We start from the raw sequence: 12207 nt of genomic DNA, 5'->3' as shown, positions 1-12207 counted from the left end.
TTCAGGAACACATCATGGAATCTCCAGTCCACAGCTTGCCGTCATTGTTCAAACAGCTTGGCTTGCCGGATGACCCGGTGAGCATCGAGCGCTTTATCGCGGTGCATTCCCCACTCAAACCCGAACTGCATCTGGCGGATGCGTTTTTCTGGACGCCAGGCCAGCGGGCGTTTTTGCGCGAAGAGATTTTGGAGGATGCGGATTGGGCGGAGGTGGTGGATGAGTTGAATTTGCGGTTGAGAGAGGGGCGAGGGGTGTAAAAAAAAATCTATAAAACCCCATTAATGTAAAAATAAATGGTGAGAGGTAAAAAAAACTGAGCTTTAATCTCCCTAGTTATTTTTTTCTAGGGACGCTCACCATGCCCGTCGTTGGTTACGCTCATTTATGTGAGGCGTTGAGCCTTAAGGTCATCGCTCCCAAGCGCGTCGCCATGATCAAACCGGTGACCCGCATCACCTTGATTGGTGATTGCCTGGCGGTCCCGCAATCGGTAGCACCCGGACAAGATTCTTTATTCGAGCATGTGCTGTTCGCCCTCAAGCATGAAGGCATCAACCTGCCTGTTTTGGCTCAGACATTTGAGCAGTTTGGCCCTGAGCCTTTTCTGTCTGAACTCGCCAAGTCGCCCAATGGTGTGTTTATTCGCAAAGCCTGCTTCCTGTGGGAAGGGCTCACTGGACGCTCGCTGGATTACACAACGCCGGTGCGCGGAAGTGTTGTTTTCCTGTTCGATCCCAAGCGCTATGTAACAGGCCCCAGTACCCGCAATAGCCGCTGGCGAGTCGATTTCAACGGCCTGGGCTCGTTGCATTACTGTGCCACCGTAGAGCGCACTCCCCAGATAGAGGCGTTACTGGCGCTGGATGTGTTGGGCCGCGCCAAGTCCTTCATGGCCACCCTCCCGCCTGAAATGATGGACCGCGCCATCCAATGGGCTTACCTGCATGAAACCCGCGACTCGTTCGCCATCGAAAAAGAACAACCCAGCGAAGAAAAGTCCCGTCGCTTCGTTCAACTGCTGCGCCAGGCCCATGAAGGTCACCTGCTCACCGAGGACTACCTGGTAGAGCTGCAAAACAGCACTGTATCCAATCCCTTCGACAAAGCTGTCGCCTTCCGTCACGAGCAGAATCACCTGCATAACGGTCTGAGGGGCGCTGCGGGCGTCAGCTATGTGCCCCCCGCGCCGGATTTGTGCCAGGAGTTGATGGAAGAGCTAATGGCTTTTGCCAACCAGCCAGTGCGGGACGTCGACCCATTGGTGGCAGCAGCAGTTACCGCCTTTGGCTTCGTGTTCTTGCACCCGTTCATGGACGGCAATGGGCGCCTGTCGCGCTTTCTGGTTCATCAGACGCTCTGTCATTACGGTGCTTTGGAAAACGGGCTGTTACTGCCGGTATCGGTCGCGATGAAGCACGAAGAACAAGCCTACCTGGAAGCCCTCAAGGCATTCTCACAACCTTCCCGGGAATTCTGGAATGTCACCTGGCTGGATGGCGACCAGATGGCCTTTGACTTCATTGGTCATCCTTCGATTTATCGCTATTGGGATGCCACTCGCTGCGTTGAATTCACCCTGCAGATGGCCCGCCGGGCTCTTGAAGTAGAGCTACGTGAGGAAACCGAATTCCTGGACCGTTACGACCGTGTGGTTAAAGCGGTGAACGAGCGGTACGACGTGCGCGGCAGCGATCTGTCAAAGCTGGTGATGGTGTGCCTGGATAACGAGGGCAAGGTTTCCCGGCACCGGCGAAAGCAGTTCCAGTACAGCGTTGCGCAGGAGGTGTTTGAGTTTATTGAGGAGGAGGTAGGACGGGTGACGGCATAGCGGCGATCGGCTCGGTGCAAAAAAAATCGCCTTTCGCACGGACGTTTCCGGCACATGAACTAGGGTAAAGAGCAGCGGTTCCTTGGGCTGCGTCGCTTCGCCACCTATCCGCAAATTTGTATCAAAACTTGACTGCCTTGGATCCATCGACCATATTGATAGTTAGCAAACTAACTGTATGCGAAGAATCCAGTGTCCCAGACCCTCGAACAACTCCAGATGAACATCAGCAGCAGCATGGTGGTAGGTGCCAGAACCTGGCGCAAAATCTGCCAGACCACGCTCGTCAGCTATGGCATCTCCGAAGCCTGCGCCGTGCCGCTGCTGATGATCGGCCGCCTCGGCGACGGTGTGCATCAGGTCAAGGTGGCCCAGGCCGCCGGGATGGAAAGCCCGTCCCTGGTGCGTCTGTTGGACCAGCTGTGCAATTCCGGCTACGTGTGTCGCACCGAAGACATCCACGACCGCCGCGCCAAGGCCTTGAGCCTCACCGAGCGTGGCCGCGAGCTGGTGCAGGCGGTGGAAGAACAGCTGGTGCGTCTGCGCCGCGAGGTGCTGGCGACGATCGATCCCGATGACCTGGAAGCTGCGCTGCGTGTACTGCGGGCCTTTGAAGGCGCCAATCAACATCCCATGGTTGTGAGTTCTTGAACGGATTTTTTACCGGCATGCCGCCGGCCAAGGATTGGTTCTATGGCGTAAGGACATTCGCCGCTTCAATGATCGCGTTGTACATCGCCATGCTGATGCAAATGCCGCGTCCGTATTGGGCGATGGCCACGGTGTACATCGTTTCCAGCCCGTTTGTCGGCCCTACCAGCTCCAAGGCGCTGTACCGGGCGGTCGGTACCTTCATGGGTGCGGCGGCGGCGGTGTTTTTTGTGCCGATGTTTGTGCAGACGCCTTACTTGCTGGTGGTGGTGATCGCGCTGTGGACCGGGATTCTGCTGTTCCTGTCCCTGCACCTGCGCACGGCCAACAGCTACGCGCTGATGCTGGCCGGCTACACCTTGCCGCTGATCGCCCTGCCGGTGGTGGATAACCCGCTGGCGGTGTGGGATGTGGCCGAGGCGCGTACCGAAGAAATCTTCCTCGGCATCGCCGTGGCGGCGGTGGTCGGTGCGATGTTCTGGCCGCGACGCCTGGCGCCGGTGTTCGATGACTCGGTGAGCAAGTGGTTTGCCGACGCACAGGTCTACAGCCAGCGCTTCCTCAGCCGCAACGTGCAGCCCGAAGAAATCAGCACCCTGCGCGGCGGCATGGTTGCCACCTTCAACACCCTGGAGTTGATGATCGGCCAGCTGCCCCATGAAGGCTCGCGACCGCAAACGGTGCGCAACACCAAGGAGCTGCGCGGGCGGATGATCCACCTGCTGCCGGTGATCGATGCTCTCGACGATGCCGTGTACGCCCTTGAACACCGCGCGCCGGAATTGCTCGATCGCTTCACACCATTGCTGGCCGCCACCAACGAGTGGCTGGACAGCACGCAAAAGGACGCGCCCCTCGAGCGCTGGCGTGTTCTGCGCGACCAGATCGAAGCCCTGCAACCCGATGCCGACGCCCTGGATGACCGCCACCAGTTACTGTTCTCCAACGCCCTGTATCGCCTCGGCGAGTGGGTGGATTTGTGGCAAGACTGCCGCAGCCTGCAAGCCGCTATCCAGTGCGAAAGCCAGGACAGCTGGCGTGCGGTGTACCGCCACTGGCGCCTGGGCCGGCTGACCCCGTTCCTCGACCGTGGCCTGATGTTCTACTCGGCGTTTTCCACCGTCACCGCGATCATCGTCGCCTCGGTGCTGTGGATCCTGCTGGGCTGGACCGACGGTGGCAGCGCGGTGATCCTGGCGGCGGTGGCCTGCAGCTTCTTCGCCTCGATGGACGACCCGGCGCCGCAGATCTACCGGTTCTTTTTCTGGACGGCGATGTCGGTGCTGTTCGCCAGCCTCTACCTGTTTCTGGTGCTGCCCAACCTGCATGATTTCCCGATGCTGGTGCTGGCGTTTTCGGTGCCCTTTATCTGCATCGGCACGCTGACGGTACAGCCGCGCTTCTACCTCGGCATGCTGCTGACGCTGGTCAACACCTCGTCGTTCATCAGCATCCAGGGCGCCTACGACGCGGACTTCCTGGCCTTCGCCAACTCCAACCTGGCGGGCCCGGTGGGCTTGTTGTTCGCCTTTGTCTGGACCCTGATTGCCCGACCGTTCGGCGCTGAACTGGCGGCCAAGCGCCTGACCCGTTTCAGCTGGCGCGACATCGTCACCCTGACCGAGCCTGCGACCCTGGCCGAGCACCGCAAGATGGGCGTGCAAATGCTCGACCGCCTGATGCAACACCTGCCGCGGCTGGCCATGACCGGCCAGGACACCGGCATCGCCCTGCGCGAAGTTCGGGTGGCGCTGAACCTGCTGGACCTGCTGGCGTACTCGCCGCGCATCCTCGGGGTTCCGCGTGTGTTGTTGAACCAGGTGGTGGAAGGCGTCGGCGGTTACTTCAAGGCCTGCCTGAAAGCCGGTGAACGTCTGCCGGCCCCCAGCGGTCTGCTGATGACCCTCGACCGTACCCGCCGCGCCCTCAACGGCCAGGGCCTGCAAGGTGAGGACGAAACCCGCCTGCACCTGCTGCACGCCCTTAGCGGCTTGCGCCTGGCGTTGTTGCCCGGCGTGGAATTTCTTGGTGGCACAGAGATGGAAGCGCCGTTACCCGATGGAGCGCCTTTATGATCGGTGATCTGGATATCAGCGGGGTGTTCCTGCCCACGCTGCTGGTGCTGATGGGCATTACGTATGTGTTGTACCTGGTGGTGCACGGGCTGTTGACCCGCGTCCACTTCTATCGCCTGGTCTGGCACCGGGCATTGTTCAATGTGGGTCTCTACGCTCTGTTGCTGGGCGCAGTGGACTCACTCAGTCGATACCTCATGACATGAAAAAACCTTTTTTGACCATCGGCCGTGTAGTCCTGACGTTATTGGTGGTGACCTTCGCCTGCGTCGTGGTGTGGCGCATGGTGATGTACTACATGTTCGCCCCCTGGACCCGTGACGGCCATATCCGTGCCGACATCGTGCAGATCGCCCCGGACGTGTCCGGGCTGATCCAGCAAGTGGACGTGCGTGACAACCAGTTGGTGGTGCGCGGCCAGGTGCTGTTCTCCGTCGACCAGGACCGCTTCAAGCTGGCCCTGCGCCAGGCCCAGGCCGCTGTGGCCGACCGCCAGGAAACCCTGGCCCAGGCTGTGCGCGAGAACAAGCGTAACCGTGGCCTCGGCAACCTGGTGGCCAGCGAGCAACTGGAAGAAAGCCAGTCCCGTGTCGCCCGTGCCCAATCGGCCCTGGCCGAGTCGCAAGTGGCGGTGGATGCCGCGCAGCTCAACCTGGACCGCTCGGTGATCCGCAGCCCGGTGGACGGCTACATCAACGACCGTGCGCCACGTAACCAGGAGTTCGTGACCGCCGGGCGCCCGGTGTTGTCGGTGGTGGACAGCAACTCCTTCCACATCGACGGCTATTTCGAAGAGACCAAGCTCGACGGCATCCACGTCGGCCAGAGCGTCGACATCCGCGTGATCGGCGACAACGCCCGCCTGCGCGGGCATGTGCAGAGCATCGTCGCCGGTATCGAAGACCGTGACCGCACCAGCGGCTCCAACCTGCTGCCCAACGTCAACCCGGCGTTCAGCTGGGTGCGCCTGGCCCAGAGGATTCCGGTGCGCATCGCGTTTGACGACGTGCCGGCGGACTTCCGCATGATTGCCGGGCGCACTGCCACGGTGTCGATCATCGACGACCAACCCAAGTCGGAGAACAAGCCATGAAACGGCTTTTAGCAACCGCCGGGCTGGGGTTGTTGCTGTCGGCCTGCCAAGTGGTGGGCCCCGATTACAAACTGCCGGACAAGGCTGCCGTGAACCGCGGTGACCTTCAGGGCCAGTTGGCCGGGGAGGGCAACAATGTGGTGTCGGCGCCGGTGCCGGCGGACTGGTGGAAGCTCTATCAAGACCCGCGCCTGGATAAGCTGGTGGAGCAGGCCATGGCCTCCAACACCGACCTGCGGGTGGCTGCGGCCAACTTGCAGCGCTCGCGCTATCAGGTGCAGCAAGCCGAATCTGCCGGCGGCTGGAGTGCCGGGGCCAAGGCCGAAGCCCAGCGCTTGCAAGAATCCGGTGAGGCCTATTTGCTGACGGAAAAAGTCCCTGTGGCCAATATCGGCGCCGCGAGCATCAGCACCTCCTACCAATTCGATTTGTTCGGCACCTTGCAGCGCGGCATTGAAAGCTCCCAGGCCAGCGCCGATGCGGCCCAGGCGGCGGCCGATATCGCCCGTATCACCCTGGTAGCGGACGTGGTGCGGTCTTACACCCAAGTGTGCGCGGCCAACGAAGAGCTGGCGATCGCCAACGAGTCCCTCGACCTGCAAGCCCAGAGCACGCACCTGACCCAGCGCCTGCGGGATGCCGGGCGTGGTGATGAAACCCAGGTCACCCGTTCGCAAACCCAATACAAATCCCTGCGCGCCGAAATGCCGCGTTATGAAGCGTTGCGCCAGGCCGGGCTGTTCCGCCTGTCGATGCTGCTGGCCAAGCCACTGAATCAACTGCCGGCCGGCACCGCCCAATGCGCCGAGCTGCCGCATATCGCGCAATTGCTGCCGGTGGGCGACGGCGCCACGCTGCTCAAGCGTCGCCCTGATGTGCGCCAGGCCGAGCGCCAACTGGCGGCTGCCACTGCGCGCATCGGTGTGGCCACCGGCGCGCTGTACCCGGATATCAGCATCGGGGCCACCGTCGGCACCGTGGGTATTCTGGATGACCTGGGCACGCCAGCCACCAACCGCTGGGGCTTTGGCCCGCTGATCAGTTGGACGCTGCCGACCAACGGTGCCCGCGCGCGTATTCACGAAGCCGAAGCCGCGACTCAGGGCGCCCTGGCGCATTTCGATGGCGTGGTGCTCAACGCCATCCGCGAAACCCAGACGGGCCTGGCGCAGTACACCGCGCAACTGCAACGTCGCGATGCGTTGGCCGATGCGGGCGCGTCGGCCAAAGAGGCCGCGGAGCAGACGCACCGCTTCTTCCAGGCCGGCCGCGCCTCATTCCTGGCCGACCTGCAAGCCACCCGCACCTACACCGATGTACGGGCGCAACTGGCGGCGGCGAACACCCAGGTTGCCATGAGCCAGATCGATTTGTTCCTGGCCCTGGGCGGCGGCTGGGAAAGTGGACGAACGCAAGCCACACAAGCCAGCAAACCCTGAGCTGATTGCTATGCTTTGACTGGCGGGTTCTGTTGATGACCCGCTTGTCACTGCTCGCGTTTGCTCATGGGGATTCCAATAATGAAAAACCCTTATGCTCCCGCTTTCTGGTGCGTGTTCTTCGCACTGGTGTTGTTATCGGCGACGTACTTCTACGGCATCATGCTGGCCCATCAAATTGACAAGGCCATGGTGTTCCTCGACAGCGCCAGCGCGCTGATCGCGGTGCTGTCCATCGGTGTGGTGGCCTGGGCTTCTTTCCAAGGCCAGCGAATCAAGCGAAGACTGCTCGAACAAGGCAAGACCCGCGTGGCGATCTGGGACACCAAAGTCGCCCTGCGCCGGGTCGAGACGGTGTTCGACCGCTACTTCTGGGGCAGCTACTGGCAACCGGGGCGCACCTTCCAGGAAGTCATGGGTGAACTGACCGGCACCCCGCTGGAAAAAAGCCTCGAAGCCCTGAAAAAACAATGCGTGATGCTTGATCGGCAAGTCGCCGACGGACGGCACTGGCTGAATAACGCCCGGGAATTGTCCGACGTGGCCACGGCGATGGCGCGGGAGCGTTACCAGCTGGATTTTTATGATCCCAAGTCGGATACGCCGGGCAACGCGGTGATTCACCGCGAATTTGAAGTGCTGGTGTACACGTGGACGGCACGGCTGAAGAGCTTTGATCATCAATTGGATGAGATCGATACCGAGTATTCCTGAAATCTGTGGTGTCTGTACTGACGCCTTCGCGAGCAAGCCCGCTCCCACATTCGATCGAGTTGCATCTTTGGAATGCAGCCGAATGTGGGAGCGGGCTTGCTCGCGAAGGCGCTTTACCGTTCACCGCTGAAGTCTGCGCCTATTGAAAAATTGGGCTGCATACGCCAGCCAATGCTAATCTTCCCCGGATTTCGGCGGGCTTGAGCCGACACCCTTCGGGTGTTCAGGGAAGACAGCCCATTTCACAGGATTTGATCAGGTCACTACATGAATAAGCCAGCAGTCGTTCTCTTGGGTATCGTCGTCGCCATTGGTGCAATCAGTGCAGGCGGTGCCTGGTACACCGGCAAGCAACTGGAGCCGGTGCTGCAAACCGCCATCCAGGATGCCAACAAGGAACTGCAGACCTCCATGGCCGGCGTCGACGGCACCGTGACCCTCGAGCTCGTTTCCCTCGACCGCCAGCTGTTCAGCAGCACCGCGCACTATCGCCTCAAGGCCCAAGGCGCAGTGTTCGGCGAAAACCATCAGGACACCGAACTGCTGTTCGTCGACCATATCGAACACGGCCCGCTGCCGTTCTCGCGTCTGGTGTCGCTGAAGTGGTTGCCAGTCATGGCCACCAGTCACTACGAGCTTGAGAAAAACGCCACCACCGAAAAATGGTTCGCCGCCAGCAAAGACGTGTCGCCGCTCAAGGGCGTGGCCAACATCGGCTACAACCGCTCGGTTAACGGCAATGTTGAATTGCTGCCTCTGGAACTCAAGGACGACAAGTCGGCCGTGAGCTTCTCCGGTGCCAACCTGGACTTCGATTCGACTGCCGAAGGCAAGAAGGTCAAGGCCAGCGGCTACATGGACAGCCTCAAGGTCTCGGTTGTCGATGCCAACAACGCCAAGCTGGATGCCGAGCTGAGCGGCCTGACCATCGCCAGCAACCTGGAAAAAACCACCTTTGGTTTCTACACCGGGCAAAACACTGTCGAGCTGACCAACACCAAGGTCACCTTCGGCCCGCAGCAAGCGGTGCTGACCCTCAAGAACTTTGAGCAGAAAGACAGCAGCGAAACCAAGGACAACAACCTGGCCGGCCGTGTCGACTACAAGATTGACGAGATCGGTTACCAGGGCAAGCCAGTGGGCTCGGCGGCCATGGCGGTCAGCATGAAGAACGTCGACATCCCGTCGATGCTGGTGCTGACCAAGCTCTACCAGGAAAAAGTGCAACCGGCCCAAGCCGCTGCCGCTGCGGGCCAGCCAGTGCCTGAGTTGCAACTGACTGAAGCCGAGCAAACCCTGGCCCAGGCCAATGTCAACCAACTGCTGGCTGCCAAGCCGCAAGTGGCGGTAGAAAACCTGTCGCTGAAAACCACCAATGGCGAGAGCCGTTTCAACCTGGTGGTCGACCTGGCCAAGCCGTCGAGCATGGACCTGCCGCCGGTTGAACTGGGCAAGCAAATCGTTGCTCTGCTGGACGCCAACCTGACGCTGTCCAAGCCGATGGTTCAGGACGTTGCCGCCCTGCAAGCGCAGATCGGTGGTGTGACCGACCCGAAAGCCATCGAGCAGCAATCCCAGATGGCCAGCGAGATGATCAGCGGCATGGCCGTGGGTACTCAACTGGCGACCCTGGTGGGCACCGATGTCGTTTCCAAGCTGCACTACGCCAACAATGAAGTGACCTTCAACGGCCAGAAAATGACCGTCGAGCAATTCATTGGTTTTGTGCTGGGCAAGTTCGGCGCGGTCAGCGGCGCTCAATAAAACTCGGCTCAAAGTGATGTAGGCCAATTCTGAATAATTGTTCGGAATTGGCCTTTTTTGTACCCCTCTCAAGGATATTGCGCCCCAGGAAAGCTTGGCTGCGTCATCAGATGTCGGCCGCCTGGTGTGTCGTGCAGGTGAATTTATCACTACAGCTTTCCCTGGTGAGGAAGCTGACGACATGTCGCGTAATGTTCATCCCTTTATCCGTCTGGCCCTGTGTAGCCAGTTACTCTGGCCTGTCGTGGCGTCGGCGGATGCTGCCTATGATTCGCTGATCAACCAGGCCCGTAGCGGCAACTATGGCCCGGCCCTCAACCTGTTGCGCCAATTGCCCGCCGAGCGTCAGACGACGGGGCAGGTCAGCGATCACCTGTTGATTGCCAGCTGGGCACGCCAGGACGCCGAAGTGCTTTCGGTCTACGAGACCCAGGGCCGCAGTCGTACCCTTACTTCCCAAGCGTTGGCCACGGTCGCCCGTACTTATCGCAACCAGCAGCGTTGGGAGCCGGCAATTGCCGTGTATCGCCAGGCGCTGCAACGCGAGCCGAATAACCCGGACCTGCAATTGGGCCTCGCCCTGACCCAGGCCGACGCCGGCCAAACTGCTGAAGCCGTACAGCGCACCCGCGCTCTAGTGGCCGCCAAACCCGACGACGCCGACCGCCGCATGGCCTTGGGTTACGCCCTGACTCGCGCCGGTTCAACCTATGACGCGCTGTTCGAGTTCGACCAGGCCTTCATCCGCGCCGGCAACAAACCCGAAGTCGCCCGCGAATACATCGTCGCCCTGCAACGCGCGCGCCTGCCGGAACCAGCCCTGCGCCTGGCCGCCCGGCGCCCGGGCCTGTTGGACCCGGTCACCCAGCGCCGCCTCGAAGGCGACCTGGCCGCCGAGCGCGTGCGCCTGGCCGAGTTCGCCTCACGCAGTGAAAAAGAGCGCTATGTCATCGCCGACCGCGCCCTCAAGGATTACGACCAACTGCTCACCACCTGGACACCGGATGCCACTGCCCATGACGACGTGGTGCGCTGGCGCATCGACCGCCTGGGCGCGCTGAAGGCCCGGGCACGCACCGCCGAGGTGGTCCGCGAGTACGAAGTGCTGAAGGGCGAAGGTGTGCAACTGCCGACCTACGCGCTGCGTTGGGTTGCTGCCGCTTACCTCGACCAACGCCAGCCGGAAAAGGCCGCCCCGCTGTATCGCCAGGCGCTGGTGGCCAGCGATGCGGATGCGGGTGATCACGTCGAAGACAGCACCGCGCTGTTCTACGCCTTGCTCGAAAACGATCAGGTGGTGGAGGCCCGCGAAGTCGCCGATAACCTGGCGAGCACCCAGAAACCCCGGGTCGAACTCAAGGGCCTGCCCATCGGCAACCCCAACGACGCCTGGATGGACGCCCAACAATTGGCCGCCCAGGCCGGCACCTATGGCGCCGACCTTCCCGCCAGCGAAAAAGGCCTGGAAGCCCTGGTGCAGCAGGCGCCCGGCAATATCGGCCTGCGCCTGGCCCAAGCTGATATGTACCGCGCCCGCGACTGGCCACGGCGTGCCGAAAACACCCTCAAGGAAACCGAAGCCCAGGCCCCGCGCGACATCGGCCTGGAAGTCTCCCAAGGCCATACCGCCCTGGATCTGCAGGAGTGGCGCCAGCTCGATGCACTCACCGACGACGTGGTCGACCGCGCCCCGGACAACCGCCAGGTGCAGCGCCTCAGCCGCCTGCGGGATGTGCATGACATGGCCGAATTGCGCGTCGAGGCCTACACCGGCAAAAGCAACGGTGGCGGCGATAACGGTGCGGGCGCGGTGTCCGGCAGCCGCGATTTCGGCATCGAAACCTTGCTCTACAGCCCGCCCATCGATGAAGACTGGCGCGTGTTCGGCGGTGTCGGCTACGCCACTGCCGACTTTGAAGAAGGCAACGGCCAACACCGCTGGCAGCGCCTCGGTGTAGAGCGGCGCACCCGCGACATGACCCTCGAAGCCGAAGTGTCCAATCACTCCTACGGCTTTGGCTCCAAGCAAGGCGCGCGGGTCGCGATTGCGCGGGACATCAATGACCAATGGCAGTACGGCGGTAGCCTCGACTACCTCTCCGCCAGCACCCCGCTGCGGGCGCTGAACGCCGACATCACCGCCAACGGCGGCAGCGGTTTTATCCGCTGGCGCGCCAACGAAAGCCGCGAATGGAAACTGGCCCTCAGCCCGTCCCATTTCAGCGACGGCAACAACCGCCTCGAAGCACTGCTCACCGGACGCCAGGGCGTGTACAGCTCGCCGGGGGTGCAAGTCGATCTGGGCCTGGAAGTTGGCACCAGCCGCAACACCAAGGAAGACACGCCGTACTTCAACCCGCGCTCGGACTTCAGCGTGCTGCCCACGGCCACCGTCAACCACGTGCTCTACCACCGCTACGAAACCCAGTGGAGCCAGCAGTTCCAGGTGGGGGCGGGCACCTACAGCCAGCGCGATTACGGCACCGGCGGCGTTGCATTGGTGGGCTACGGCCAGCGGTTTCGCTGGAACGACGTGCTCGAAACCGGCGCCAACCTCAGCTGGATCAGCCGACCTTATGACGGTGAGCGCGAAAGCGATCTGCGCCTGATCGTCGACCTCACCTACCGCTTCTAGAAGAG

The 12207-nt window shown here is 61.6% G+C and carries 10 protein-coding genes; all 10 read left to right on the top strand.

Annotation, left to right across the window (positions count from 1 at the left end):
* Positions 1-14: 14 nt before the first annotated feature.
* The 10 genes from AU074_RS16325 (at position 15) to pgaA (ending at position 12202) form a co-directional block, all read left to right on the top strand.
* Positions 15-260 (top strand): DUF2789 domain-containing protein, encoded by a 246-nt coding sequence (locus tag AU074_RS16325; RefSeq protein WP_076015581.1) that lies wholly within the window; start codon positions 15-17, stop codon positions 258-260.
* Positions 261-361: 101 nt separating this feature from the next.
* Positions 362-1831 (top strand): Fic family protein, encoded by a 1470-nt coding sequence (locus AU074_RS16320; RefSeq protein ID WP_076015580.1) that lies wholly within the window; start codon positions 362-364, stop codon positions 1829-1831.
* A gap of 219 nt (positions 1832-2050) precedes the next feature.
* Positions 2051-2482, top strand: coding sequence for a MarR family winged helix-turn-helix transcriptional regulator (locus AU074_RS16315; protein WP_003218197.1), 432 nt, complete (start codon positions 2051-2053; stop codon positions 2480-2482).
* On the top strand, positions 2479-4557 hold the full coding sequence (locus AU074_RS16310; protein ID WP_076015579.1) for an FUSC family protein: 2079 nt from the start codon (positions 2479-2481) through the stop codon (positions 4555-4557). Before AU074_RS16315 ends, AU074_RS16310 begins: the two co-directional genes overlap by 4 nt.
* Positions 4554-4763: a DUF1656 domain-containing protein gene (locus AU074_RS16305; protein ID WP_003218193.1), complete on the top strand. Its 210-nt coding sequence runs from the start codon at positions 4554-4556 to the stop codon at positions 4761-4763. Before AU074_RS16310 ends, AU074_RS16305 begins: the two co-directional genes overlap by 4 nt.
* Positions 4760-5650, top strand: coding sequence for an efflux RND transporter periplasmic adaptor subunit (locus tag AU074_RS16300; protein ID WP_003218191.1), 891 nt, complete (start codon positions 4760-4762; stop codon positions 5648-5650). Before AU074_RS16305 ends, AU074_RS16300 begins: the two co-directional genes overlap by 4 nt.
* Positions 5647-7089 carry an efflux transporter outer membrane subunit gene (locus AU074_RS16295; RefSeq protein WP_076015578.1) on the top strand — a complete coding sequence of 481 codons (1443 nt, stop codon included), beginning with the start codon at positions 5647-5649 and terminating at the stop codon, positions 7087-7089. Before AU074_RS16300 ends, AU074_RS16295 begins: the two co-directional genes overlap by 4 nt.
* A gap of 81 nt (positions 7090-7170) precedes the next feature.
* The gene (locus AU074_RS16290; RefSeq protein ID WP_076015577.1) at positions 7171-7803 is read left to right on the top strand and encodes an NADH:ubiquinone oxidoreductase subunit N; all 633 of its coding nucleotides are present in this window, start codon (positions 7171-7173) and stop codon (positions 7801-7803) included.
* A 267-nt stretch (positions 7804-8070) separates the two neighbouring features.
* Complete coding sequence (locus tag AU074_RS16285) at positions 8071-9567, top strand: YdgA family protein (RefSeq protein ID WP_076015576.1); 1497 nt, start codon at positions 8071-8073, stop codon at positions 9565-9567.
* A 181-nt stretch (positions 9568-9748) separates the two neighbouring features.
* Positions 9749-12202 (top strand): poly-beta-1,6 N-acetyl-D-glucosamine export porin PgaA, encoded by a 2454-nt coding sequence (pgaA, locus tag AU074_RS16280; RefSeq protein ID WP_076015575.1) that lies wholly within the window; start codon positions 9749-9751, stop codon positions 12200-12202.
* The last annotated feature ends 5 nt before the right edge of the window (positions 12203-12207 follow it).

This window comes from Pseudomonas sp. ATCC PTA-122608, from assembly GCF_001952855.1.
Taxonomy (GTDB): domain Bacteria; phylum Pseudomonadota; class Gammaproteobacteria; order Pseudomonadales; family Pseudomonadaceae; genus Aquipseudomonas.
Note: the sequence above shows the minus strand (reverse complement) of the source record. Positions and strands in the feature narration are given on the sequence as shown.